We start from the raw sequence: 22189 nt of genomic DNA, 5'->3' as shown, positions 1-22189 counted from the left end.
ATGACATCGTTAGGCCGTGACTTCGGCGGGAATGGCGAAGTTCGCCGGACACCGGTTGACGGCAACGTTGGCGGCGGGCTGCCCTTCCCGCGTCCGTTGAGTTTGCTTCACGGAGAGCGGTTACCCCGCGGCCCGGTCGACCACACCCATCCGCGCGACGCCCTTGAGTTGCGGGTACCGGCGCGGATGGACAGATTGTCGACGGTACGCACGGTGTTGGCCGCGCTGGCCACCTTCCACGACCTTGATCTCGACGCAGTCGCCGACTTGCGTCTCGCGGTCGACGAAGCGTGCGCCGTCCTCATCGATGCGGCCGCGCCGCGTTCCGTGCTGACGGTGGTGGTGGAACCACACGCGGATGCGCTCGTGATCCATGCGTCGACGACGCGCGAGGACGCCGACGACCCGGCCTTGGGCGGCTTCAGCCGGCACGTTCTCACGGCGCTCACTGACGACGTCCGTACGTTCGACGACGACCGGATCTTCGGCATCTCGCTCACGACCCGGCGGAAGTGGGCGTCGGCGAACTGACTACTGCGGCTTCGTGACGAGTTGCAGCGGCCGTGGTTCGGTACGCAGCGATGCCAGGGCCGCCGTCGCGTCTGGCGATGTAGGCAGGGCGGCATCCGGGTCGCAGATCCGCAACACCCGCGAGACCGCTTTGCTCGGTACCAGCGCCCATCCGACGTTCTCACCGACACATCTCACGTTGAGGGTGTGCAACGAGGCAAAACACGCCGCCCCGAAGAACGTCACCGCACTGAGGTCCGCGACGAATTTCCCGTCCGTCCTCACATGCTCAAGTCCGAAATCGGTGAACTCAGCCGCATTGGCGGCGTCCAGTTCGCCCGTCGCGCTGACCATGGCCGTTGTCGGCGATAACCAGCGAGAGCTGAAGTGTGCTCGGTTCGTGCCATCGCCCGAAAGCGGAGCCGCCCTTTTGGCGACGCTTATGGTTGGCATTTTCTGTGACTCCATCAGTAGAAAAACATGCTTCGTACTGCGGTCACGTCAAAAATTAGGCTCTGCTCGCTTAAAGCCCCCAGCGCAGGAGACCCACCTGCCTGCACGTCAATGACGATTCCAGCTGGCTGTGAACTCAACCTAGATCAGACTCTACGCCCCGCACCGGTAACCAACAATCGATGTAAGACGGTTCTCATAAAGAATCGTCTCATTGCACCTGGTCGGACCGAAAGTTCTTGCTGCAGAAAAGAAAAAGGGCGGTTACCCGCGTTAGGCTGAGCTAACCGGTGTGCATCTCCCGCCACACCCGTGCCGGTGTCATCGGCAGCCGGTGGATGCGGGCGCCGCAGGCCCGCGCGATGGCATTGGCGAGTGCGGGGGCGACCGGGTTGTACGGGGACTCGCTCATGGACTTCGCCCCGAGCGGGCCCAGCTCGTCATAGGTCTCAGCAAACTGAACCTCCGTTACCGGCAGGTCTGCCAACTGCGGAATGTGGTAATTCCGTAACGTCTGAGTCAATATCGTGCCGTCTGCCCCGACGCGCATTTCCTCGTACAAGGCCGTGCCGATCGCCTGAGCCACCCCGCCTTCCACCTGGCCACGGCACTGTTCGGGGTTCAGCACCACGCCCGCGTCGGCCGCGTGTACGGATTGCAGGATCTGCACCCGGCCCGTTTCGACATCGACGGCCACCCGGAACGCCTGCACGTTGAACGCAACCGATCGCGGTGTTCCATGGTGGCGCGCACGCCCGATCAAAGGCGTTGGGAGATCGGTCAATTCGACGAACCGGTCACCGCACTGCACGCCGTGCGGGCCCAGCGTGCAATGGGGTTCGGGAACGCCGGTGCTACGCGAGGCCGCGGCGATGATGACGGCCCGCAACTGCCTGCACGCGTCGAGCACCGCGCTGCCTGCCACGACGGTGCCTGCCGAGCCGAACGCTCCGGTGTCGTAGGTCGTTGCATCGGTGTCGGATTGGTTGATGCGCAGCCGATCGACACTGGTGTTCAGTTCGGTGGCGGCCAGCTGCGTGTGCACGGTCGTGGTGCCGTTCCCGAACTCGGCTGTGCCGACCGCGAGGGTGTAACCGCCGTCCCGGTCAAGGGTGACCGACACGTCGGTATGGTGGCCGCGCGGCGGAACGGTGGCGATCATCGCGATCGCCATGCCCTCGCCCACCCGCCAACCGGCGGGCGCCGTAACGCCATTGCCCGCCCGCAGCGCGCTCTGCGCCAAGTCGAGGCACTGGTCCAAGCCGTAGCTGCCGAACGTCAGATCGTCGTCGGCCGCATGCGCGTCGACGAACTGGTCCCCGGGCACCACGACGTTGCGCCGCCGCAACTCGAACGGGTCAATGCCGAGCCGCGCTGCCAGCTCGTCGAGCGCCGACTCGATCGCAAAGCTCAGCTGGCCGAGTCCGTATCCCCGGAACGCGCCGGACGGCAGATTGTTGGTGTACACCGATGCCGCGTCGACCCGCTTGTTGGGGCAGCGGTACACCGAAATCGATTCACCGCAACCGTGATACATCACCCCGGGGCTGTGGTTGCCGTAGGCGCCCGCATCGGCGAGCGCGTCGACGGCCAGCGCGGTCAGCACACCATCGGCCCCAGCGGCCACCGTCACATCCACCCGGAACGGATGCCGGCACGGCGCCTTCGTGAACTCATCGCTGCGGCTGAACTCGTAACGCACCGGCCGTCCCAGCCGCAACACCGCAAGCGCAACCAGGTCTTCGGTGAGCATTTCCTGCTTGCCCCCGAATCCGCCGCCCACACGTTTGGTCAGCACGTGGACGTCGTCGCGCCGCAGCCCGAAGATGTGGCAGAGCTCGTCGCGCACCAGGAACGGCACCTGCGAACTCGTGCGGATCACCAGCCTGCCGTTCTCGTCGCGCCAGCCGGTGCAGCCGTGGGTCTCCAGATGGGCATGCTGGACGCGCTGCGTGTGCCACCGGCCGGTGACCACGGCGCCGCCGCAGGACAACGCTTCGGCCACTCCGGCGTCGATGTCGCCGACGCCGCCGTGCAATTCGGCGACGATGTTGCGGGACGGATCAGCGATCCGCGCCGACACGCCCTTGTCCCCGTGAAGCGCGGGCGCCCCCGGGCTGCGAGCGGCTTCCGGGTCGAACACCGTGGGCAATTCCCGGTATTCCACCGTGATCGCACGGCACGCGCGTTCGGCGATCGCCATGCTGTCGGCGACCACAGCCGCTACCCGCTGCCCCACGAAACGCACCGTGGCGTCGAGGACCAGGGTGTCGTCGGGATCGTCGCCGCGACTGTCGTGGCGTGCAGTGGAGAATGCCGCCCGCGGGCTGTCATGGTGGGTGAGCACGAGGCGCACACCGGGTAGAGCCGCGGCGGCCGACGTGTCGATGGCCACGATACGGGCATGCGGCACCGGACTGGACAGCACCGCCATGTGCAGTAGGCCGGCAGGCGCGTGGTCCATCGTGTAGGGCTCGCAGCCGGTGACAACTCTCAATCCGGCCGGGGCGGCTACCGAATGACCTGCCCTTGAGTCCTTTTCGGTGTTGGCCCGACCGGCCAGCGCATCGGTGATCGCGCGGTATCCCGTGCAGCGGCACAGATTGCCCTTGAGGCGCTCGGGAAGGTCGGACGGGGAGCCGTCGGTGAACGTGGATGCGGTGGCGATCATGCCTGCGGTGCAGAAGCCGCACTGGAAGCCTGCCGCTTCGGCGAATCGGCGCTGCAGCGGGTGCAGGTCCTCGGTCGTTCCGAGCCCCGAAACCGTGGTGACACAACGTCCGTCGGCGCGATGGGCGGGATAGACGCACGAGTGCACTGCCGTGCCGTCGACAAGTACGGTGCACGCACCGCAGTCACCGGTGTCGCAACCCTTCTTGACCTCGAACCGCCCATGGTCACGCAAGAACGTCCGCAGGCACTGCCCGGGCCGCGGATCGTCGTGCAACTCCGCGCCGTTGACCGTGACTTTCATGTGAGCTCCGTACGGATCTGTTCGGCCAGCAGCAGCGTCATGGCCCGCCGCCAATCGGGATCACCGTGCGCGTCGACCGTCCAGGCGTGGTCAGGTATGCCGGCATGTGCTGCCTCGATCGCAGCCGCATCGGGAACGGCCGGGAATGCGAACACATACGGCCGCACCGTCGCCGCGGTGACCGAGAGGACGAAACCGCCGCCGTCCGAGGTCGCGTCGCGCCTGCCGATCACCACCACCCCCGACCGTCCCAGCGGGGACGGTGCGAGCTTGCGGAAAGCCGTGCGTGCCCGCAGTGCCGCTGCCGGTAGCCACATCGACCGCAGCACCTCGGCGGGCGCCAGGATGTTGGTGCCCATCCCGGTTACGAAGTCGCGCAGCGGGATGCGGTAATCGCCGCCGTCGCGCCGCCATACCGTCACCTCGGCATCGAGCGCGGTGCCGAGCCCGATGATCGCACCGGCCGGAAATGACAGGCAGACATTGCCGCCGACGGTCGCGGTGTGCCAGATCTTCTCCGAAGCCAACAGTGCCGCACAGCATCGGCGCAGCAGCGGTGCTGCCGTCCACTCCGGCGGCAACTGTGGCGCCAGTCGGGACAGCTCGGCCAGTGTGCACGTGGCGGACAGCTCAATGCCGTTGTCCGACACGGTCACCGGCGGCCACCCCAGCCCGGTGATGTCGATCAACCGACGCAGGTGGTGCTGAGGTTCGGAGAACAGCCAGGTACCGCCCGCCAGCACCGCGTCACCGGGCCCGAGCGGCCAGATGTCATCACGGCGGCGTGGCACGTGCAGCGCCTCGACGGTGTTGAGGTCCACTTGTCGACGGTAATCAACGATCGCCCGGCCCGCATGCGGTGCGGTTTGCCGAATGTTTGACGGGCGAACCGTCAGGGTATCCGCGCGTCATGAGACTCGGTGGACTGTTCGGAACGCTCGTACTCATCTGGTTGCTGATCGGTGTGCTGGCAGCGTGGCAACGCGACTACTTCCGCACCGGGTCAACAAGTTGCGCGGCGGCGGGCGACATCGCGCTGACGGTGCTGGCGGGCCCGCTCAACTACGCCGGCGTGAATCCGAAGGTAGGGGAATGCCGCCTGCCGGAACCCAGCGCGATGGATCTCATCGCCAACGTGAAGTGAGGTTGTCATGATTGTCTTCGGAGCGATTTTGCTCATCCTCGGACTGGTGCTGAACATCTACTGGCTGTGGGTGATCGGCGTGATCCTGTTGGTGATAGGCGCCGTGTTCTGGTTGCTGGGGTCGATCGGCCGGCCGGTTGCCGGTCGCCGCACCTGGTATTGAGGCAACTGCGGTCATCGAGATGAGGAGGTGAACGATGCCGCGTTCATCGATCAAAGACGAGAAGCTGTATGAGGACCTGCGCAAGCAGGGCAACTCGAAGGAGAAGGCCGCGCGTATCTCCAATGCCGCGGCGGCCAAGGGCCGGTCAAAGGTCGGACGGTCGGGTGGCAAGTCCGGATCGTACGAGGACTGGACGGTCTCCGACCTCCGCGATCGCGCGAAAAAGCTTGGGCTCAGGGGCTATTCGGACAAGAACAAGCGCGAACTCGTGGGCATGCTCCGCAATCACTGAGCGGTATTCGCCAGCGGCCGGCGCCGGTGACCCGTACCAACGTGGGTTCGGGTAACCGGCGCCGGTTGCTTGTGATGGCCGTTTGGCCACCAGTGGCCGCATATCGATCTACCGTGGAAAGTGCCCACACCAGCACGGGGCGTGCGATGGCGGAAGGAGTAGCCATGAAAGGCCCGAAGGACCCAGTTGACCACGCCAGGACCACCCGGCCCCACGCCGGCGAGTCCATGAAAGACAACGTCATCATGCCTGCGCTGATCGTGATCGGACTGGCGTTGGTGTTGTTCGTCGGATGCCTCGCCGCGTTCGCCAGCGGTCACCCGGACGTGGGCCTGACCGTGGGAGGCATGTCTGCGGTCGGCTTCGTGATCGGCTCACTCTGGCTGGCCCTCGAACACCTGCGGGTTCGGCGGATCGAAGATCGCTGGTATGCCGACCACCCCGGTGTCATGAGGCAGGGCCCGAGTAGCTGAGGCCCGATCCACCCACCGGCCCGGGGCGGGCCGGGCGATGGTTTGCGGCGCGGGTCTAGAAGGTCAGCGCCAGTACGGCGAAATCGATGGCCAGCAGCGCCAAACCGGCAATGGGGACGAGGATTCCGTTGCGCAGCCGCGCGGTGAAGATTGAGACCGCGATGGTAACCACGGGTACCACCGGCGCGCCGTAAAACAGCACCCCGAACCAGAATTCGCCGGGGCCTTGGTTCGCGCACGCGTCGTCCGCGCATCCCGCCATGCTCATGACCGCGCCCATTCCGTAGACGAACACCGCGATTGCCGCCGGTATCGTCAGGAACGCGAGCAACCACGTGGCAGAAAGCCGGAATCGCTGCTGACGTTGATCTTGACGCTCCTCGATCTGTGATTCGGTCATGGTTGTCGGGTACCCAGTTTCATCGCGGGCGTCACGGGTAACCGTCCGGTATGACGAGATTCGGATACACCTTGATGACCGAACAAAGTGGGCCAAAAGATCTTGTCCGCTATGCCGTTTCGGCAGAACAGGTCGGATTCGACTTCGAGGTGTGCAGCGATCACTTCTCGCCGTGGCTCGCGACTCAGGGACATGCCCCGAACGCGTGGCCGGTGCTCGGCGCCGTCGCACACGCCACCGAGGCCGTGCAGTTGTACTCGTATGTGACGTGCCCGACCATCAGATACCACCCAGCTGTGGTCGCCCAGCAGGCCGCGACCCTGCAGATCCTGGCCGACGGCCGGTTCACCCTCGGGTTGGGCAGCGGCGAGAATCTCAACGAACACGTCGTCGGCCGGGGCTGGCCGACGATCGAACGCCGGCTGGACATGCTGGCCGAGGCGATCAAGATCATCCGGGAACTGCTCACCGGTGAACTCATCGACTTCCGGGGTGACTATTTCGAGGTCGACTCCGCCCGTATCTGGGACCTGCCCGCCGAACCGCTGACCATCGGCGTTTCGATGACCGGTGAAAAGGCCGTCGAGAAGCTCGCCGTCGCGGCCGACCACCTGATCAATGTCGCGCCGGACCGCCAGATCATCGATGACTGGAGAAGCCGGCGACAGGCGACCGGAGTGCTGCCCGAAGGGCGCGTTGTCGGGCAGATCCCGGTGTGCTGGGACACCGACCGCGATGCCGCGGTGCAACGCGCGCACGATCAGTTCCGGTGGTTCGCGGGCGGCTGGTCGGTCAACGCCGATCTGCCCACGCCTGCCGGTTTCGCGGGTGCGACGCAGTTCGTTCGCCCGGACGATGTCGCATCGGCCATTCCGTGCGGGCCGGATCTCGACGCCATCGTCGCGGCCGTCGACGAGTACCGCCAGGCCGGGTTCACCGACATCGCGTTGGTACAGATCGGCGGCGACAGCCAGGAGCGGTTCCTCGACGAGGCCGCCAAACCGCTACTTGCTGCGCTCCGCGCCGACGCGGCCTGACGGATCTGCGGGCATCGGTTCGCCGGAGCGCATCGCCAGCGGCAGGACGAGCCAGAAACCCAGGTAGGTCACCAAGGTGGTCAACGCGGCGATCACGCCGGCGGTGCGCCCGGCCACGGTGTCGAAGATCAATTGGGTGACCCCGGCCATCGTTACGCCGAGGAGCAACAAGCCGGCATAGGCGCAGCGATGCGCCCCAGACACCAGAAGGTTGAGTCTGCGGCGGCGGAACAACATGCGATGCATGCCGACCGGTGCGATCAGCAACGCGGTGGACGCGACCGAACATGCGACGGTCACCAGGTACACCATGCGCATGGCGTGGTCGACTTCCTCGAACCCGTCGTGAAACGGCAGGGTGAGCAGGAGGCCGGTGAGAAGCTGAACACCGGTCTGCACCACGCGGAGTTCCTGCAACAGGTTGGCCCAGTTGCGATCCAGCCGTTCGGCTTCCGTTTCGTGGCGTGCGGCTTCGTCCCAGCTTTGGTTCTCGTCGAAACGGTCCGCGGCCATGTTGTCGATGATCGCATTGCGCGGCATCCGACGCCGTGGCTTTGCGTACGGCGCAGGCGGCTCAAGTGCTGCGATACGTGTGGCATGCGACGCCGCGGGTACTCCGAAGTCATGGAACGTGCGACGTCGGAAACGCTCAAACGGGTGCTGATCGCGGTCGCCTTCGTCGCGCTGGCGCTCATCCTCGCGGCGGTGGCGGTGTACGCGGTCGCCTTCATCATGTTGGCGCCGATGATGAGCTGACGGCGGAGCACCGAAATCGGGGGTTTCCCGGGGCGGCCCGCTGGGCATCCCCAGAAGCGACCCAACGAGAGGAGTGTTCACCGTGCCGAAGACAACCAGGCAGGGCAAGGCGAAGAAGGACGAACTGCCGAGCACCCTGCAGAAGTCGGAGGCCAAGGCACAACGGACTTTCGCCAAGGCGCACGATTCGGCTGTCGAGTCGTATGGCGAGGGTCAGCGTGCCCATCGGGTCGCCTATTCAGCGCTCAAGCACAGTTACGAAAAGGTCGGCGATCACTGGGAAGCCAAGGATCACCGCGGACCTTCTGACGCACGAGCGCGCAGCGGTGGGCCCAACGCCTCCGGGAAGTCGGCTGAAGGCGTAAATGCCTCCGCCAGCAAAAAGCACTTGATGGATCTGGCGCGGCGCCTCGATATCAAGGGGCGGTCCACGATGAGCAAGAGTGACCTCGTCGGCGCCATCGAGAAAGCCAACCGCCGCGAAACGCGGTCCGGGCGTTGAGCCCCCGGGTTCTGATCGATCTTGAACAGAGCAAACCCGGAGCGGCGTGGTGAGCCCGCGGCCGCGCCTACGGTACTGTCGATCAGAAACTCCAGGAGGTCAGATGGCCCAAGGACCAGGCCAACATCAATTGCGCGCTCGCGCTGAGCGGGCGATGGAAGTACGCGTGGCCGCCAGGCTGGAAAACCTCGCCGTGCTCCGAACGGTGGTCGCGGCCGTCGCGACGTTCGAAGACCTGGACTTCGACGTGGTCGCGGATTTGCGGCTCGCGGTCGATGAGGCGTGCACCGCGTTGATCAGGTCGGCGTTGCCCGAATCGACGCTGGCGTTGATGATAGATCCCCGCCAGGACGAGGTCGTCATATCGGCGTCCACCACGTGCATCGGGAGCGAGGTCGTCGAGCCGGGGAGCTTCAGCTGGCACGTGCTGAGTTCGCTGACCGACGAGGTGCACACCTTCACCGACGGCGACGGGCCCGACAAAGGCCGGGTATTCGGGATCGCGCTGACCACGAGGCGAGCGAGCCTGCTGCGGTGACGTCGGAATACGCGGACGTTCTGGACATGTTCCGCGAACTCGGCGCCGCAGCCGAGGACTCGCCGGAATACAGTCGCCAGCGGGAGAAGATCGTCGAGCGCTGCTTACCGCTGGCCGATCACATCGCGCGTCGTTTCGACGGGCGTGGGGAACCGCGTGAGGATTTGGTCCAGGTGGCCCGGGTGGGTCTGGTCAACGCGGTGAACCGGTTCGACGTGGAAGCCGGATCGGATTTCGTGTCTTTCGCGGTGCCGACGATCATGGGCGAGGTCCGCAGGCATTTCCGCGACAACAGCTGGTCGGTGAAGGTGCCGCGGCGACTCAAGGAGCTGCACCTGCGGCTCGGTGCGGCCACCGCGGAGTTGTCGCAACGTCTTGGCCGCGCTCCGACCGCGTCGGAACTCGCCGAGGAACTCGGGATGGACCGTGACGAGGTGCTGGAAGGCCTCATCGCGGGAAGCTCCTACAACACGCTGTCGATCGACAGCGGCGGAGGCGGCGACGAGGAAGCCCCGGCCATCGTCGACACCCTGGGCGACGTGGACGCCGGTCTCGACCAGATCGAGAACCGGGAGTCACTGCGACCGCTGCTGGCCTCGCTACCCGAGCGGGAACGGACCGTGCTCCTGCTGCGGTTCTTCGAGTCGATGACCCAGACCCAGATCGCGGAGCGGGTCGGAATATCGCAGATGCACGTGTCGAGGCTGTTGGCGAAGTCGCTAGCGCGGCTTCGTGACCAACTGCAGTAGCTGCGACTCGTTGCGCAGCGCGGTCAGTGCCGCGGCGACACTGCCGCTGCGGCGCAGCCTGCTGTCGGGGTCGCAGATGCGCAAGAGACGGGCGACCGCATTGCTCGGGATCAGCATCCAGTCGACCTCGCCGACCGAGCACCGCGTCTCGATGGCTTTGAGTGCGGAGAACCCCGCGGTACCGAAGAAGGCGACGCCGCTCAGATCGAGGACGAGACCGTTTGCCTGAGCGGTGTGACGCATCGCGTACTCGGTGAAGCCCGAGGCGTTCGCGGCGTCGATCTCCCCGTGGACGCTGATCACCGCCGTAGCCGGCGGCAGCCAACGGGTGTCGAAGGTTGCGGGTGACGTGTCAGTCCGGTCGATCGGCGCGACCCGCGTAAAGGCGGTCATGGCGACTCCATCAGTCGTAATACGTGAATTCGTACTGATGCGTGCGTCGATTTATGGGCGGGGCGGGAGTTCCTGCCCCCTCTACGATGACGCTCGCAGCGGCTGTGAACTCAACCTGTTTCGAACCATACGCCGATCAAGGTCACTCGACAATCGCCTTGAGGGCATTCCCATAATCCCAGTTCAGCCCAGCCAGCCGCGGTGCATATCCCAGGCCGGACCGGCCGGGGGCGCGTCGTCGCGGGTGACTGTCGCCTGGATCAATCCGTACGGTCGATCGTCGGCGTGGAAAACCTCGTTGTTGTTTGCCAGACCGAACGGGGTGAGGTCATAGGCGAAGTGGTGCTTGTTCGGTGCGGACAGCCTGATCTCCGCGATCATCGGATGGCTTTCCAGCACGGCCTTACCCATGTGGTACAGCGTTTGCTGCAGGGCGCGTGACCGCACGACGGCGAACTGCTTCGCCAGGTGAGCCTTCACGCTCGCGTAGATCTCGTCCCAGGTGGCGGGCGAGGTGCCGACCGGTGAGGTGAACCGCCACTGCGCCACGAGCGACGTGGCCATCAACCGATCGCGCGTCGGTTCCAGGACGGTGTACTCATCGGTGAGAAAGCCGGCGAACTCCGATCCGGTGGACTTGAGGATCACGAGGTCTTTCAGTCCGCCGATCACCCACTCACCGCCGTCGTCCACGGTGACCGCGACGGTCCGTACCTCCTGGCCCTTGCGTACCCAGGTGTGATCGTGCTCGGACCCGTCGACAATCACGCGCTCCCAGGCGTATTCGTCGATCTCGATGCGCGCGCCGGTCACCGGCGCGATGTCGTGGACGAAGTGCCGGGCGAGCGCCAGACCGTACTCCTCGATCGAGATCAGACCCTTCTCTTTGGCGTACGCGTAGGCGGTTTGCTTCTGAGTGTCGGTGGGGAGCACCGCCGACTGGTCGCCGCTGAGATACGCGGCGCTGAAATCGCCACGGAGACAGGTGGTTACGTTGACATCGTGAATCTCGTGGCGCGGGGTGTCCCGGTAGATCCGGACGACGCGGTTCTCGGCTTTGCCGTACTGATTGCTGCCAAGGACGATGTCGGACACTTTCAGCTCCCTCGGTAGGTCGAGTAGGCGTATGGAGACAACAGCAGCGGTACGTGGTACGTGCCTGCGGGGTCGGTGATTTCGAACGCCACCACGACTTCGGGATAGAACGATGACACGCCCGCGGCGCGGAAGTAGGCCGCGGTGTCGAATGTCAGCCGATACAAACCGGACAGCTCCCCGCTGGCCAGATCGCCGACGCGGCCGTCACCATTGGTGGCTGCGGAGGCCACGGCCCGGCCTGCGGCGTCGGTGAGGGTGACGGCGATCCCGACTGCGGGTCGCCCGGTCATGGCGTCAAGGACGTGGGTGCTCAGCTGGGTCATGTGGCCATCTTGTCGGAGAAGAGGCGCTCGAGTCTGCGCCGGTTGATCTTGGCGAGCTCGGATCGCATGACGCGGCGTTCGGTGTCGGGAGCGTTGTCGAGCCGCTCGGTCAGTATCGCGAGCAGTTCATCGGCTGAGCGCCCGCTCGCGCACACGAGGTAGACGTATCTGAACTTCTCCTCGTACTCGGCGTTCTTCGCGGCCAGCGCGGCCTTGACGGCATCGGGTGCGGCACTGACGCCCGCCTGCTCGCGAGCCGAGGACCGATTGCCCGGCGTCGCCCCGATGCGCGGATGGCCGGCGAGTGCCTCGTCGAGCTCGGCGTCGGGCAACTCGGCGAGCACGCGGTCGGCCCGCTCCAGCACCGCGCCGACGTCGCCGAACGGGCCGCCGGCCACGAGCCGGCGTGCCCAGGTAGGTGCCGAGCACACCTCCAGCAGCAGCCGCGTGCGCTCGGCGTCGCTGAGTGCATTGAACGCCTCGACCGGGGTCGGCATCACCTCAGAATCGGACAGGTTCACACTGTTCGCATGTCGAACACCGGCACGGTCGCGGGCGTGGTGCTCGCCGCAGGCGCAGGCACCCGCTTTGGGATGCCGAAAGTTCGTGCGGCGCAGGGCGATTGGTTGAGGGCGGCCGTGCGCGCCCTGTCCGGTGGCGGCTGCGATGTGGTCGTGGTCGTGCTCGGCGCCGCCGTCGTCGACGTGCCCGCGCCCGCCCGCGCGGTCGTGGCGGCTGACTGGGCCGATGGACTCTCGGCGTCGCTGCGCGCCGGGATAGCGGCCGCCGGAACCGCCGACTGTGCGGTGCTGCATCTCGTCGACACACCTGACGTGGGAGCCGAGGTGGTGCGGCGGGTGCTGGCCGCCGCGCCGGAATCCGGGCTGGCCAGGGCGATATATGCCGGCCGGCCGGGGCACCCGGTTGTCATCGCGCGCAGGCACTGGCCCGCTTTACTGGAGTCTTTGCACGGTGACGAGGGTGCGCGCCCGTTCCTGCGCGGCCGCATCGATGTCGTCGGGGTCGACTGCACCGATCTCGCGAGCGGCGTCGATATCGACGTCAGTCCGTGACGGCCGTGTCGGTGTCGTCGCGCACCGTCAGTCCGAGCATCGCACCGGCGAACCGGCGCACCGACACTTCGGCGATCGCCGCGGCGTCGGCGTGCCCGGCCCGTGCCCTGCTGTGCAGGGTCGCCGCGACGGGGTCGAGCGTGACCTCGGCGAGCAATTCCCCGGTGGTGGGCTCGCACACCGCCCACGAGTAATAGGTGTCGGACGCCCATTGGGCTTCGCGGCGGGTGACGTAGTCCGGATCGGTTTCCCCGAGGTCGGCCAGCGCGGGACGGTCGTCGATCAGATCGTCATCGCGCAGTGCCCGCAAATACCATGACCCGGCATTGATCTCAACGGGTTCCATGCTCAGAGCAGCCCGAGCCGTTCGACGGCCGCGCGCTCGTCGAGCAACTCGGCCACCGAGGCGTCGATGCGTGCCCGGGAGAATTCGTTGACGTCGAGCCCCTCGACGATCTGCCATGAGCCGTCGACGGCGCGCACGGGCAGCGACGTCACCACGCCCTCGGGAATGCCGTACGCGCCGGGGGACGGTAGGGCAACCGATGTCCAGTCATCAGGGTCGGTGCCGTCGACCCAGTCCCGGACGTGGTCGATCGCCGCGTTGGCGGCCGATGCCGCCGACGACGTTCCGCGGGCCTCGATGATCGCGGTACCCCGCTTGGCCACCGTCGGGATGAAATCCGTTGTCAGCCATTCGGTGTCGGCGGCAAATTCGGCGCCTGGCCGGGCGTCGACGAGGGCGTGGAAGATGTCGGGGTACATGGTCGGAGAGTGGTTGCCCCACACGGTCACGCGCGACACGTCGCTCACGTGCACGCCCGCATGGGTGGCCAGCGCCGCGACGGCGCGGTTGTGGTCGAGCCGGGTGAGGGCGGTGAAGCGCTCGGCCGGGATGTCGGGTGCATGCGCCGATGCCACCAGAGCATTGGTGTTGGCCGGATTCCCCACCACGACGATCCGCACATCGCGGTTCGCGCCTGCGTTGAGCGCCTTGCCCGCCTCGGCGAAGATCGCGGCGTTCGCGGCCAATAGGTCAGCGCGCTCCATGCCCTTGGAGCGGGGCCTCGCACCGACCAGCAGGGCGACGTCCACACCGTCGAACGCGCGGACGGGATCATCGTGGATCTCGATGTCGGTGAGCAGGTCGAGGGCACTGTCGACGAGTTCCATGACCACGCCCTCGACTGCGCGCAGCGCCGATGGCAATTCCAGCAGCCGAAGCTTCACCGGCACATCGCGGCCGAGCAACGCGCCCGCCCCGATCCGGAAGAGTGCGGCATAGCCGATCTGGCCGGCGGCGCCGGTCACAGTGACTACCTGGGGTCGAGTCATCGTTGGTTCTCCCCGATTGCGGTGCGTGCTACCGAACCAAGTCTTTCAGCCCGCGGTTTGTCGCGGTGGCTGCCGAGACTGATGTCACAGTAGATATCGGGGCTACGCCGCGTCAGCCGCGTCCGAGTCTTTGTCCTCGTCCTTGTCCTCGTCGTTGGCCGCCTCGGTCTTCTTCTCGGTTTTCTTCTCGGCCTTGACTTGCTGCTTCTTGGCCGGCTTTTCACCGGACTTCTTCGTGGCGTCGGGTTCCTTCTTGGTGGTCTTCGTGGCGTGCTTGTCCGTGTCCGTGTCCGTGTCCGTGTCCGTGTCCGTGTCCGTGTCGGTGTCGGATTCGGTGGATTCGTCCGCAGCGGCCGGCTTTTCGCGATCGGGCTCGAGGCCGAGGTCGGCGGCGACCGAGTCGATCCGGTCGCGGATGCGTTCCGAGACGGCGGCCAGCGGCTTCACCGCAGGCTTGGCGGTGCTGGTCGGCTTCTGCTCCAGCTCGGCGGGTTCTTCGGTCGCTGTCTTCGCTTCGGTCTGATCGGTGTCGGTCGCCTCGGGATCGGTCAGCTCGCGCGTGGCGGTGTCCTCGGCGTCGTCCTCACCGTCGGCGGTGTCGGGCTTGGCCCCGGTGATGCTCTCCACGGCGTCCGCGATGCCTTTGGCCACGGCCTCGGCCAGGTCGGCAGCGACCTTGGCGGGGTCGTGCTTGGGAAACAACTGTGCCGGCAGCTGTTCGCCGACGGGCACCTCACGGTTGTAGCCGAGATCCACCAACACCTTGAGGGTCGGCTCGATCAGTTTGAGCACGGGCTCGATGAAGGGCTTCAGCGGCGGGAGGGCGTCGGCGACCATGTATGCCGGCATCAACAGCGGCAGATGCGGTGCCGCGATGGTGATGTACTGGATGCCTTTTTCCTCGTCGTAGTACGTCATATTGGGGTTGTCGATCGCGTTGTCGAGGTCGGACTCCAAACCGCCATAGGAGATGTGCAGAAGCTGCCAGCCGGCCAGCGAATTCAACAGCGTCAGCGGCATCAGCGGGTATGCCGGAAAGTCCGAGATCGGGTCGTACTCGTAGCCGATGTCGGTGAGCTCGTATTGAGTGTCCGGGTTTGTCTCCTCGAAAGGGATGCCCATCAGATTGAAGCCCGGAAAGCGGCCGAAGATCCCGCCATTGGGCCGGTGCGGACTTCCCAGCACCATGAATCTGATCTGTTCCGGCGAGGGCGCAGCCTCGCCGAGACTGTCCAGATACTTCATCTGACGGATGACGACGTTGGCGCTCGAGGAATACCCGGCGGCGACGATGTAGTCGTCCTCACCGTCATCGACGTTGAGGTACTTGGTGATTGCGGCATCGAGCTTCTCGACGCCGTCGTCCTGGGACACCTGGTAGCCCGGATCGTCGTCGAACGAGTCGGACATCCACGGGACTTTCACCATGTCGTATCCGGGAAACCCATAATTCGGGTCCGTGGGGTTGAAGTAATTGTTCAGCCCGTATTCGAGGTTGTCCCCGTTCGGGTTGTCGTTGCCGGGCATTACCAGCAAAGTCCTTGCCAGCAAGCGACTTTCGATGTGCACCGTCGGAAGTAGGGCGACGGTGGCCGCGGTCGACAGTGCGGCCAACGAAATTGCGATCGGACGCGCCACTTTGCTGCGTTTGCCCATGGTGATTCCCCCCGGATCAGTGTGCACACGGTTTGCGAAAACCGTAGCAGTAGTTGGGGATTCGCGCGCAACGAGTAATTCTTCAGCAAAATGGCGTGAGCCGGCTGATTGCTGGGCTTGTGGATCGCCCCACCATTTCGGGCTGACCGGGGCCAACGGGTGGCGGAGAAACACACTCTGTTCGCTGATCGATGACGAACGATGCACTGGTGAAGGTAGATAGGGGCAGTGGGACAAAGCGTTTCATTGCCATATCTTCCGCAGCGTGCGCGACGCAATAAAGTACCGGCCCCGGCTGACTATGCGGTTGTCACAACGCCTCGGTCCGCGCGATGTCGACGACGGAATTTCGAGCAACGCAAACCCGGACGTGCCGGGGCGCCGGATTTTGACTCCAGGGCTGCGAATCGCGTCGCGCAACGACCGTGGTGCCGGAATTCGGCGCCTGCCCACACAAAGCAGCGAGGCTGTAGTCACCGCGGGTTCGCGATAACTACAGCCTCGAGCGTTTAGCTGTTGTCAGTCCTTGATCTCGGCGATCACGGTGCCCTGCGTGATGGCGGCACCCGCCTCGACGGCCAGGCCGGTGATCGTGCCGTCCTTGTGCGCGGTCACCGGGTTCTCCATCTTCATGGCCTCCAGCACCACGACCAAGTCGCCTGCGGAGACCTGCTGGCCCTCCTCGACGGCAACCTTGACCACGGTGCCCTGCATCGGCGCCGTCACCGAGTCACCCGATGCGGCCGAACCGCCAGCACCACCGCGCTTGCGGGGCTTCGGCTTCTTGCGAATGACACCGGGAGCCGCGGCACCGCCGCCGCCTCCGAGTGCGAGGTCGCCCGGCAGCGATACCTCGAGCCTGCGGCCGCCGACCTCGACCACGACGGTCTGGCGCGGAACGGTGTCCTCTTCTTCGATCGGGTCGCCACCGGTGAAGGGCTCGACGGTGTTGTTCCACTCGGTCTCGATCCACCGGGTATGAACACTGAAGCCGTCGTCGTCACCGATGAAGGCCGGGTCGGAGACCACGGCGCGGTGGAACGGGATGACGGTCGCCAGGCCCTCGACGTTGAACTCCGCCAGCGCGCGCCGCGAGCGGTCGAGCGCCTCTTCGCGGGTCGCGCCGGTGACGATCAGCTTGGCCAGCATCGAGTCGAACTGGCCGCCGATGACCGAGCCGGCCTCGACACCGGAATCCAGGCGAACGCCCGGGCCGGTCGGGGTCTCGTACTTGGTCACCGGGCCGGGGGCGGGCAGGAAGCCGCGGCCGGCGTCCTCACCGTTGATGCGGAACTCGAACGAGTGGCCGCGCGGCGTCGGGTCCTCGGTGATGTCCAGCGCCTCGCCGTTGGCGATCTTGAACTGCTGACGAACCAAGTCGATGCCGGAGGTCTCCTCGGTGACCGGGTGCTCGACCTGCAGACGGGTGTTGACCTCCAGGAACGAGATCAGGCCGTCCTGGCCCACCAGGTACTCGACGGTGCCCGCACCGTAGTAGCCGGCTTCCTTGCAGATGCGCTTGGCGGACTCGTGGATCTCCTTGCGCTGCGCGTCGGTGAGGAATGGGGCCGGGGCCTCCTCGACCAGCTTCTGGAAGCGCCGCTGCAGCGAGCAGTCGCGGGTGCCCGCGACGACGACGTTGCCGTGGGTGTCGGCGATCACCTGGGCCTCGACGTGGCGTGGCTTGTCGAGGTAGCGCTCGACGAAGCACTCGCCGCGGCCGAACGCGGCGACGGCCTCGCGGACCGCCGACTCGTAGAGCTCGGGGATCTCCTCGAGGGTGCGGGCCACCTTCATGCCGCGCCCGCCGCCGCCGAACGCGGCCTTGATCGCGACCGGCACGCCGTACTCCTTGGCGAACGCCACCACCTCGTCGGCGTCCTTCACCGGGTCCGGGGTACCGGGCACCAGCGGGGCCTTGGCACGCGCCGCGATGTGGCGTGCGGTGACCTTGTCACCCAGGTCGCGGATGGACTGCGGGCTCGGGCCGATCCAGATCAGCCCGGCGTCGAGCACGGCCTGTGCGAAATCGGCGTTCTCCGACAGGAAGCCGTAGCCCGGGTGGATGGCGTTGGCGCCCGACTTCTCGGCGGCGTCCAGGATCTTCTCGAAGACCAGGTAGGACTCGGCCGAAGTCTGGCCGCCCAGCGCGAAGGCTTCGTCGGCGAGCCGCACGTGCGGTGCGTCAGCGTCGGGTTCGGCGTACACGGCCACGCTGGCCAGTCCGGCGTCCTTGGCGGCGCGGATCACCCGGACCGCGATCTCCCCGCGATTGGCGACCAGCACCTTGGAGATCTTTGAGCTGGCGTGGTTGGCCACGGTGCCTCCTCGGCAGTTCTCTAAGAAACGTCTTTAAGAATCTATCGCGGGCAGTTTATGCGGCGCACCTGGAGCCTCACCCAACCGGTGTCGGTTACTCGCGGGTAAGGTACGCCGGAAGTTGTTGACCGCGTGCGTTTTCGGTCGCATGCACGGCGCTGGCCTGCGGAAACCGGGGAACCGCCGCTCGCCCGACGTCATTACTGTTGCGCCCATGGGTGGCGCGATCTTCATCACTGACCTTCGGTGTGTTGCCCACCCGGCGTGTTTCAGCCCGCCCGCAGGCGCCGCTTGATTCGCGCGAGCATGGCTGACATCCCCCGCAGCCGCAGCGGGCTGATGAGCGCGGCGAGGCCAAGGTCGGTATAGAAGTCGTCGGGCACCGCAAGGATGTCGTCGGCGGACTGGCCGTCGAGCCCCGTCGCGAGAATCGCCGCGAAACCCCGGGTGGTCGGGGCTTCTGCGGGCGCGCTGAAGTACAGCCGGACCTCGTCGCGGTCGGATGCGTCGACGTCGAGGAACAACGGCGACTGACATTCGGGCACCGGTTCCATCGCCGCCTCTTCGAGATGGGCGGGCAACGGCGGCAGGTCGTTGGCGAACTCCAGCAGCAATTGCAGCTTGTCCTGGCCGGCCACTTCCTGGAAGTCCGAAACCACCTCCGCCAGGGCGGCCGGCATGCTCATGGCGCCGAACCAGGATCGGGCCCGACCGCGACGGGCACGCGCACGGCGTTGCCCCACTCGGTCCAGGAGCCGTCGTAATTGCGGACGCCCGGTAGACCCAGCAGATGGGTGAGGACGAACCACGTGTGGCTCGAACGCTCGCCGATGCGGCAGTACACCACGGTTTTGTCATCGGGCTTGAGGAAGCCGTAGAGGTCCTCGAGCTCGGCGCGGCTGCGGAACTGGCCGCTGTCTTTGGCCGCCTTCGCCCACGGGATCGACTTGGCGGTGGGGATGTGGCCGCCGCGCAGTGCGCCTTCTTCCGGGTAGTCCGGCATGTGCGTACGTTCGCCCGTGTATTCCTGCGGCGACCGGACATCGATCAGCGGCTGCTTGCCGAGAATCTCCAGCACGTCGTCCTTGAACGCGCGGATCGGTGCGTCGTCACGCTCGACGACCGGATAACCACTGGTCTGCTTGGTGGGCACGTCCAGGGTGGTGTCGCGGCCATGGGAGACCCACAGGTCGCGCCCGCCGTCGAGCAACCGCACGTCGGGGTGGCCGAACAGGGTGAACACCCACAGCGCATACGCGGCCCACCAGTTGCTCTTGTCGCCGTAGATGACGACGGTGTCGTCGCGGCCGATGCCTTTACGGTCCATCAGCTCGGCGAACTGCTCACCGTTGATGTAATCCCGCACGTGGGGATCGTTGAGGTCGGTGTGCCAGTCGATCTTCACCGCGCCGGGGATGTGACCGGTGTCGTAGAGCAGGACGTCTTCGTCGGACTCGACGATCGCCAGTCCGGGCCTGCCCAGATTGCTGGCCAACCAGTCGGCGGTGACCAGGCGTTCCGGGTGGGCGTAGTCGGTGAGAGTGGGGCTGGGGTCTGCAGGCAGCGGCACAACCATGAGCGTACCGCCAGCTGGGAAATTGCTGATTCGGCAGGTTGCTGAGTGCCCTTACGATCCGTTGATGGGACTCGCGATCCTCTGTCTGGTCATCGGCATACCGATCGGCCTGTACCTGCTGCTGCGGCCGCGCAAGATCTGGTGGGCCCTCGAATCGTGGAAGTACAAGAATCCCGAGGCCAACGAACCCAGCGAGGCCGGCTATGCCATGCAGGCTCTCGGCGGCGTCGGCGTGATCGCCGCCGCGATCATCTTCGCGGTACTGGCCTGGTCGACCGAGAGTGATCGGAAGACGGCAGAAGCCGAACAGCAGAAGAAAGAAGAGTGGGAGCGGGCCGTCGCCGCCTACGACCCACCGGAACCCGAGGACCGCGGCCCCCTACCGATCATCGGTTACGTGGAGAAGCCGCCGCGGGGCTCGCTCTCCAATCAATACGACGTCTACTACCTGAAGCCCCCTAACGCCTTTCCCGCGGGCTTCAAGGGTTTCGTGAACGGTCCCAAGGGCCGCTACCAGTGCATCACGCACGTCCCCAGGTCGGTACCCAAGGGAATCAACCCGGTACCCGTACAAGCCAAGCTGAGTTGGGAACCGGATGTGCCCCAGGCTGACAGCACCGCTTCCGACAAGTGCACCACCGGTGATCTCTCGCAGTTGAGCGAGATCGAATCGGAATCGGTCTTCGCCGACCCGGGCGCCGCGCTCGTCACCGACTCACCGATCGTCGACGCGCATGGAACGGTCCTGATGCCCGCCAAGCCCGGCAATCCGGTGCCGAAACTCGATGCGCCCCCGCGTCGGTGAGTTACGCGGTGAACGCCACCTCGTAAGCGACGGCGTAGCGGCGCGGGCCGGATTTGGTGCGAAACAGTGAACCGCCGTCCTGGCACCAGGTGACCACGCGCAGCAGGCGCTTGCCCGGTGCGAGCCGCTTGGCGATGACATCGGCGAAGGCGGCGCGCAGCCGCTCCAGGTCATAGCTTTCGATGTCGCGTTCCACGCGTACATCCCACATGGTTTCTTCGACCGGCATTGGCCCAGTGTCGGCCCGCACCGGCGGCAAACCGGAACTTTGGCACCGGCGCGCCGTCGCTCAACATTGTTGCAATTTGGTCACTGCCACATGTGTTTGAGCGCGACTAGCTGTAGTCGACCGTGCACAGACCTTCATTGCGTGAGCAGAACGTGGCGCAGATCGACATGTTCCTGTCGTCCTTCTCGCACCAGTCCGGATTGTCGTTGAAGAACTTCGCGCGGTCGCGAACTGCCTTGACGGCCTTGCCTTCTGCGGTCGCCACGGAATTGCCGGGCTTACCGGCCGACGCCACTTTGTCGTTGCAGTTGAGGTTCACCAGGATGGTGCCACCGCGCTTGCGGCCGCTGGAGTCGAGGAAACCTGCCCGCTGCCAATTGGTCACGATGCAATCGTCGGTCGCGAGGATGCCGCCGATCACCGTGGAGATCACCGGCTCCGCTTTCCACTCGCCGATCTTCGCGGCGGCATCGGCGTACGTCATGCCGACCAGGGGATCCTTGGCCGCCCCCGTACCCGTGCCCAAGAAGGCCATCAGCATGACAGAGCCGGCGATGGCGCACAGGGTGCGGACAAGCAATCTCATTGATCCCCCTCGAATCGAAGAACGGCGTGAACGCCGTATTCGCTTGGATAGTAGAGGGTTTCGCGAGTCGATGTGCTGCCAGGGTGTCGGCTGAATTTTTGCGGAGCCCGGCGCGATGGTCGTGAGATTTGCTGATTTTCAACAGGTTAGGAAATCAGCGAAGTCAGATGCGATTCGCTGCCCACAGGTCGGCGACCGACAGCCCGAGGTCTCGCAGCAGTCTTCGCAGCAACGGCAGGCTCAGCCCGATCACGTTCGACGGGTCGCCTTCGATACCGTCGACAAACCATCCGCCGAGGCCGTCGAGCGTGAAGGCGCCCGCCACCCACAGGGGTTCGCCGGATTCCACATAGGCGGCCAGATCGCCGGGTGCCGGCGTGCCGAAATGGACTGTGGTGCTTGCTGACTCGGCAGCGTGGCCGACGATGCCGCCGTCGCGCAGGCGGATCGCGCAGTGACCGGTGTAGAGGTCGCCCGAACTCCCGGCCATCGTCTGCCACTGACGCCGGGCGGCGTCGGCCGAGCCGGGCTTGCCGCACAGCTGGCCGTCGAGCAGCAGCATCGAATCGCAGCCGACCACCACTGCGTCGGCGGCGATCGAATCGGGCACCCGTGCCACGACTTCGTCAGCTTTTGCTGTCGCCAATGCCGTGACGACGTCGGCCGGCGGCGCACCGCGGCGTGCCGCGATGATTGCGTCCTCGTCGACGTCGGACACGATGACGAGAGGATCGATGCCGGCTTGGCGTAGCACGCCAAGCCGGCCCGTCGAAGCCGAACCCAGGACGACCCTGGTCATGGCCTT

General features: G+C 65.9%; 30 protein-coding genes. 12 read left to right on the top strand and 18 right to left on the bottom strand.

The window, feature by feature from the left end; all coding sequences use genetic code 11:
* The gene (locus tag ACRCUN_RS03405; protein ID WP_462140256.1) at window positions 1–531 is read left to right on the top strand and encodes an ATP-binding protein; all 531 of its coding nucleotides are present in this window, start codon (window positions 1–3) and stop codon (window positions 529–531) included.
* Here ACRCUN_RS03405 and ACRCUN_RS03400 read toward each other — a convergent pair whose 3' ends face one another.
* The 3 genes from ACRCUN_RS03400 to ACRCUN_RS03390 all read right to left on the bottom strand — a co-directional run bounded on the left by ACRCUN_RS03400 (window position 532) and on the right by ACRCUN_RS03390 (window position 4758).
* Window positions 532–864, bottom strand: coding sequence for an STAS domain-containing protein (locus ACRCUN_RS03400; RefSeq protein WP_462140255.1), 333 nt, complete (start codon window positions 862–864; stop codon window positions 532–534).
* 382 nt (window positions 865–1246) lie between these two features.
* Window positions 1247–3937, bottom strand: coding sequence for a molybdopterin-dependent oxidoreductase (locus tag ACRCUN_RS03395; RefSeq protein WP_462140254.1), 2691 nt, complete (start codon window positions 3935–3937; stop codon window positions 1247–1249).
* Window positions 3934–4758 (bottom strand): FAD binding domain-containing protein, encoded by an 825-nt coding sequence (locus ACRCUN_RS03390; protein WP_462140253.1) that lies wholly within the window; start codon window positions 4756–4758, stop codon window positions 3934–3936. Before ACRCUN_RS03390 ends, ACRCUN_RS03395 begins: the two co-directional genes overlap by 4 nt.
* An 89-nt stretch (window positions 4759–4847) precedes the next feature.
* Between ACRCUN_RS03390 and ACRCUN_RS03385 the strand changes: the two genes are divergently transcribed.
* The 4 genes from ACRCUN_RS03385 to usfY all read left to right on the top strand — a co-directional run bounded on the left by ACRCUN_RS03385 (window position 4848) and on the right by usfY (window position 6009).
* Window positions 4848–5081 (top strand): hypothetical protein, encoded by a 234-nt coding sequence (locus ACRCUN_RS03385; protein ID WP_462140252.1) that lies wholly within the window; start codon window positions 4848–4850, stop codon window positions 5079–5081.
* Window positions 5082–5088: 7 nt separating this feature from the next.
* Complete coding sequence (locus ACRCUN_RS03380; protein WP_462140251.1) at window positions 5089–5244, top strand: DUF6131 family protein; 156 nt, start codon at window positions 5089–5091, stop codon at window positions 5242–5244.
* A gap of 34 nt (window positions 5245–5278) precedes the next feature.
* On the top strand, window positions 5279–5536 hold the full coding sequence (locus ACRCUN_RS03375; protein ID WP_462140250.1) for a DUF7218 family protein: 258 nt from the start codon (window positions 5279–5281) through the stop codon (window positions 5534–5536).
* Window positions 5537–5700: 164 nt separating this feature from the next.
* The gene (gene usfY / locus ACRCUN_RS03370) at window positions 5701–6009 is read left to right on the top strand and encodes a protein UsfY (protein ID WP_462140249.1); all 309 of its coding nucleotides are present in this window, start codon (window positions 5701–5703) and stop codon (window positions 6007–6009) included.
* Between the two features lie 55 nt (window positions 6010–6064).
* On the opposite strand, the gene ACRCUN_RS03365 is transcribed toward usfY, so the two are convergent.
* Window positions 6065–6409 carry a hypothetical protein gene (locus ACRCUN_RS03365; protein WP_462140248.1) on the bottom strand — a complete coding sequence of 115 codons (345 nt, stop codon included), beginning with the start codon at window positions 6407–6409 and terminating at the stop codon, window positions 6065–6067.
* Window positions 6410–6459: 50 nt separating this feature from the next.
* Between ACRCUN_RS03365 and ACRCUN_RS03360 the strand changes: the two genes are divergently transcribed.
* Entirely contained in the window at window positions 6460–7446 is a 987-nt protein-coding gene (locus tag ACRCUN_RS03360; protein ID WP_462140247.1) for an LLM class F420-dependent oxidoreductase, read from the top strand.
* Here ACRCUN_RS03360 and ACRCUN_RS03355 read toward each other — a convergent pair.
* Complete coding sequence (locus ACRCUN_RS03355; protein ID WP_462140571.1) at window positions 7414–7959, bottom strand: DUF6328 family protein; 546 nt, start codon at window positions 7957–7959, stop codon at window positions 7414–7416. The two genes, ACRCUN_RS03360 and ACRCUN_RS03355, sit on opposite strands and share 33 nt — an antisense overlap.
* Before the next feature lie 111 nt (window positions 7960–8070).
* Between ACRCUN_RS03355 and ACRCUN_RS03350 the strand changes: the two genes are divergently transcribed.
* The 4 genes from ACRCUN_RS03350 to ACRCUN_RS03335 all read left to right on the top strand — a co-directional run bounded on the left by ACRCUN_RS03350 (window position 8071) and on the right by ACRCUN_RS03335 (window position 9991).
* The gene (locus tag ACRCUN_RS03350; RefSeq protein WP_462140246.1) at window positions 8071–8202 is read left to right on the top strand and encodes a hypothetical protein; all 132 of its coding nucleotides are present in this window, start codon (window positions 8071–8073) and stop codon (window positions 8200–8202) included.
* An 82-nt stretch (window positions 8203–8284) separates the two neighbouring features.
* On the top strand, window positions 8285–8704 hold the full coding sequence (locus ACRCUN_RS03345) for a ChaB family protein (protein WP_462140245.1): 420 nt from the start codon (window positions 8285–8287) through the stop codon (window positions 8702–8704).
* A 103-nt stretch (window positions 8705–8807) separates the two neighbouring features.
* Window positions 8808–9242 carry an ATP-binding protein gene (locus ACRCUN_RS03340; RefSeq protein WP_462140244.1) on the top strand — a complete coding sequence of 145 codons (435 nt, stop codon included), beginning with the start codon at window positions 8808–8810 and terminating at the stop codon, window positions 9240–9242.
* 26 nt (window positions 9243–9268) lie between these two features.
* Window positions 9269–9991: an RNA polymerase sigma factor SigF gene (locus ACRCUN_RS03335; protein WP_462140570.1), complete on the top strand. Its 723-nt coding sequence runs from the start codon at window positions 9269–9271 to the stop codon at window positions 9989–9991.
* Here ACRCUN_RS03335 and ACRCUN_RS03330 read toward each other — a convergent pair.
* From ACRCUN_RS03330 to uraD, 4 genes are all read right to left on the bottom strand, one after another.
* A complete protein-coding gene (locus tag ACRCUN_RS03330; protein ID WP_462140243.1) occupies window positions 9962–10384 on the bottom strand; it encodes an STAS domain-containing protein in 423 nt (140 codons plus the stop codon). The two genes, ACRCUN_RS03335 and ACRCUN_RS03330, sit on opposite strands and share 30 nt — an antisense overlap.
* A gap of 183 nt (window positions 10385–10567) precedes the next feature.
* Window positions 10568–11479, bottom strand: coding sequence for a factor-independent urate hydroxylase (gene pucL / locus ACRCUN_RS03325; RefSeq protein ID WP_462140242.1), 912 nt, complete (start codon window positions 11477–11479; stop codon window positions 10568–10570).
* 2 nt (window positions 11480–11481) lie between these two features.
* Entirely contained in the window at window positions 11482–11805 is a 324-nt protein-coding gene (uraH, locus tag ACRCUN_RS03320; RefSeq protein WP_462140241.1) for a hydroxyisourate hydrolase, read from the bottom strand.
* On the bottom strand, window positions 11802–12302 hold the full coding sequence (gene uraD / locus ACRCUN_RS03315; RefSeq protein ID WP_462140240.1) for a 2-oxo-4-hydroxy-4-carboxy-5-ureidoimidazoline decarboxylase: 501 nt from the start codon (window positions 12300–12302) through the stop codon (window positions 11802–11804). The genes uraH and uraD overlap by 4 nt, the downstream gene beginning before the upstream one ends.
* A 33-nt stretch (window positions 12303–12335) precedes the next feature.
* Between uraD and ACRCUN_RS03310 the strand changes: the two genes are divergently transcribed.
* Window positions 12336–12878 carry a nucleotidyltransferase family protein gene (locus ACRCUN_RS03310; RefSeq protein WP_462140239.1) on the top strand — a complete coding sequence of 181 codons (543 nt, stop codon included), beginning with the start codon at window positions 12336–12338 and terminating at the stop codon, window positions 12876–12878.
* Here the strand turns inward: ACRCUN_RS03310 and ACRCUN_RS03305 are convergent.
* From ACRCUN_RS03305 to ACRCUN_RS03280, 6 genes are all read right to left on the bottom strand, one after another.
* Window positions 12868–13224: a hypothetical protein gene (locus tag ACRCUN_RS03305; protein WP_067843402.1), complete on the bottom strand. Its 357-nt coding sequence runs from the start codon at window positions 13222–13224 to the stop codon at window positions 12868–12870. The genes ACRCUN_RS03310 and ACRCUN_RS03305 overlap by 11 nt on opposite strands.
* A gap of 2 nt (window positions 13225–13226) precedes the next feature.
* Entirely contained in the window at window positions 13227–14213 is a 987-nt protein-coding gene (locus tag ACRCUN_RS03300) for a malate dehydrogenase (RefSeq protein ID WP_462140238.1), read from the bottom strand.
* A 102-nt stretch (window positions 14214–14315) separates the two neighbouring features.
* Entirely contained in the window at window positions 14316–15869 is a 1554-nt protein-coding gene (locus tag ACRCUN_RS03295; protein ID WP_462140237.1) for a PE-PPE domain-containing protein, read from the bottom strand.
* 519 nt (window positions 15870–16388) lie between these two features.
* On the bottom strand, window positions 16389–18188 hold the full coding sequence (locus tag ACRCUN_RS03290; RefSeq protein WP_462140236.1) for an acetyl/propionyl/methylcrotonyl-CoA carboxylase subunit alpha: 1800 nt from the start codon (window positions 18186–18188) through the stop codon (window positions 16389–16391).
* Between the two features lie 269 nt (window positions 18189–18457).
* A complete protein-coding gene (locus ACRCUN_RS03285; RefSeq protein WP_462140235.1) occupies window positions 18458–18874 on the bottom strand; it encodes a SufE family protein in 417 nt (138 codons plus the stop codon).
* Window positions 18871–19758 (bottom strand): sulfurtransferase, encoded by an 888-nt coding sequence (locus tag ACRCUN_RS03280; protein ID WP_462140234.1) that lies wholly within the window; start codon window positions 19756–19758, stop codon window positions 18871–18873. The genes ACRCUN_RS03285 and ACRCUN_RS03280 overlap by 4 nt, the downstream gene beginning before the upstream one ends.
* 70 nt (window positions 19759–19828) lie before the next feature.
* Here ACRCUN_RS03280 and ACRCUN_RS03275 point away from each other — a divergent pair, with 70 nt between their 5' ends.
* Window positions 19829–20569: a DUF6199 family natural product biosynthesis protein gene (locus ACRCUN_RS03275; protein WP_462140233.1), complete on the top strand. Its 741-nt coding sequence runs from the start codon at window positions 19829–19831 to the stop codon at window positions 20567–20569.
* A 1-nt stretch (window position 20570) separates the two neighbouring features.
* Here ACRCUN_RS03275 and ACRCUN_RS03270 read toward each other — a convergent pair whose 3' ends face one another.
* The 3 genes from ACRCUN_RS03270 to ACRCUN_RS03260 all read right to left on the bottom strand — a co-directional run bounded on the left by ACRCUN_RS03270 (window position 20571) and on the right by ACRCUN_RS03260 (window position 22183).
* Window positions 20571–20780, bottom strand: coding sequence for a hypothetical protein (locus ACRCUN_RS03270; protein WP_462140569.1), 210 nt, complete (start codon window positions 20778–20780; stop codon window positions 20571–20573).
* A 124-nt stretch (window positions 20781–20904) separates the two neighbouring features.
* The gene (locus ACRCUN_RS03265) at window positions 20905–21384 is read right to left on the bottom strand and encodes a hypothetical protein (protein WP_462140232.1); all 480 of its coding nucleotides are present in this window, start codon (window positions 21382–21384) and stop codon (window positions 20905–20907) included.
* Window positions 21385–21547: 163 nt separating this feature from the next.
* Entirely contained in the window at window positions 21548–22183 is a 636-nt protein-coding gene (locus ACRCUN_RS03260) for a Maf family protein (RefSeq protein WP_462140231.1), read from the bottom strand.
* Window positions 22184–22189 lie beyond the last annotated feature (6 nt).

Source organism: Mycobacterium venezuelense (assembly GCF_054919535.1).
Note: the sequence above shows the minus strand (reverse complement) of the source record. Positions and strands in the feature narration are given on the sequence as shown.

What these genes read in the sequence shown, in the direction of transcription:
- ACRCUN_RS03405 (WP_462140256.1), top strand. Translation starts at nt 1, where the DNA reads ATGACATCGTTAGGCCGTGACTTCGGCGGGAATGGCGAAGTTCGCCGG.
- ACRCUN_RS03400 (WP_462140255.1), bottom strand. Translation starts at nt 864, where the DNA reads ATGGTCAGCGCGACGGGCGAACTGGACGCCGCCAATGCGGCTGAGTTC.
- ACRCUN_RS03395 (WP_462140254.1), bottom strand. Translation starts at nt 3,937, where the DNA reads ATGAAAGTCACGGTCAACGGCGCGGAGTTGCACGACGATCCGCGGCCC.
- ACRCUN_RS03385 (WP_462140252.1), top strand. Translation starts at nt 4,848, where the DNA reads ATGAGACTCGGTGGACTGTTCGGAACGCTCGTACTCATCTGGTTGCTG.
- ACRCUN_RS03380 (WP_462140251.1), top strand. Translation starts at nt 5,089, where the DNA reads ATGATTGTCTTCGGAGCGATTTTGCTCATCCTCGGACTGGTGCTGAAC.
- ACRCUN_RS03375 (WP_462140250.1), top strand. Translation starts at nt 5,279, where the DNA reads ATGCCGCGTTCATCGATCAAAGACGAGAAGCTGTATGAGGACCTGCGC.
- usfY (WP_462140249.1), top strand. Translation starts at nt 5,701, where the DNA reads ATGAAAGGCCCGAAGGACCCAGTTGACCACGCCAGGACCACCCGGCCC.
- ACRCUN_RS03365 (WP_462140248.1), bottom strand. Translation starts at nt 6,409, where the DNA reads ATGACCGAATCACAGATCGAGGAGCGTCAAGATCAACGTCAGCAGCGA.
- ACRCUN_RS03360 (WP_462140247.1), top strand. Translation starts at nt 6,460, where the DNA reads ATGACGAGATTCGGATACACCTTGATGACCGAACAAAGTGGGCCAAAA.
- ACRCUN_RS03355 (WP_462140571.1), bottom strand. Translation starts at nt 7,959, where the DNA reads ATGGCCGCGGACCGTTTCGACGAGAACCAAAGCTGGGACGAAGCCGCA.
- ACRCUN_RS03350 (WP_462140246.1), top strand. Translation starts at nt 8,071, where the DNA reads ATGGAACGTGCGACGTCGGAAACGCTCAAACGGGTGCTGATCGCGGTC.
- ACRCUN_RS03340 (WP_462140244.1), top strand. Translation starts at nt 8,808, where the DNA reads ATGGCCCAAGGACCAGGCCAACATCAATTGCGCGCTCGCGCTGAGCGG.
- ACRCUN_RS03335 (WP_462140570.1), top strand. Translation starts at nt 9,269, where the DNA reads ATGTTCCGCGAACTCGGCGCCGCAGCCGAGGACTCGCCGGAATACAGT.
- ACRCUN_RS03330 (WP_462140243.1), bottom strand. Translation starts at nt 10,384, where the DNA reads ATGACCGCCTTTACGCGGGTCGCGCCGATCGACCGGACTGACACGTCA.
- uraH (WP_462140241.1), bottom strand. Translation starts at nt 11,805, where the DNA reads ATGACCCAGCTGAGCACCCACGTCCTTGACGCCATGACCGGGCGACCC.
- uraD (WP_462140240.1), bottom strand. Translation starts at nt 12,302, where the DNA reads ATGCCGACCCCGGTCGAGGCGTTCAATGCACTCAGCGACGCCGAGCGC.
- ACRCUN_RS03310 (WP_462140239.1), top strand. Translation starts at nt 12,336, where the DNA reads ATGTCGAACACCGGCACGGTCGCGGGCGTGGTGCTCGCCGCAGGCGCA.
- ACRCUN_RS03305 (WP_067843402.1), bottom strand. Translation starts at nt 13,224, where the DNA reads ATGGAACCCGTTGAGATCAATGCCGGGTCATGGTATTTGCGGGCACTG.
- ACRCUN_RS03300 (WP_462140238.1), bottom strand. Translation starts at nt 14,213, where the DNA reads ATGACTCGACCCCAGGTAGTCACTGTGACCGGCGCCGCCGGCCAGATC.
- ACRCUN_RS03295 (WP_462140237.1), bottom strand. Translation starts at nt 15,869, where the DNA reads ATGGGCAAACGCAGCAAAGTGGCGCGTCCGATCGCAATTTCGTTGGCC.
- ACRCUN_RS03285 (WP_462140235.1), bottom strand. Translation starts at nt 18,874, where the DNA reads ATGAGCATGCCGGCCGCCCTGGCGGAGGTGGTTTCGGACTTCCAGGAA.
- ACRCUN_RS03275 (WP_462140233.1), top strand. Translation starts at nt 19,829, where the DNA reads ATGGGACTCGCGATCCTCTGTCTGGTCATCGGCATACCGATCGGCCTG.
- ACRCUN_RS03270 (WP_462140569.1), bottom strand. Translation starts at nt 20,780, where the DNA reads ATGTGGGATGTACGCGTGGAACGCGACATCGAAAGCTATGACCTGGAG.
- ACRCUN_RS03265 (WP_462140232.1), bottom strand. Translation starts at nt 21,384, where the DNA reads ATGAGATTGCTTGTCCGCACCCTGTGCGCCATCGCCGGCTCTGTCATG.
- ACRCUN_RS03260 (WP_462140231.1), bottom strand. Translation starts at nt 22,183, where the DNA reads ATGACCAGGGTCGTCCTGGGTTCGGCTTCGACGGGCCGGCTTGGCGTG.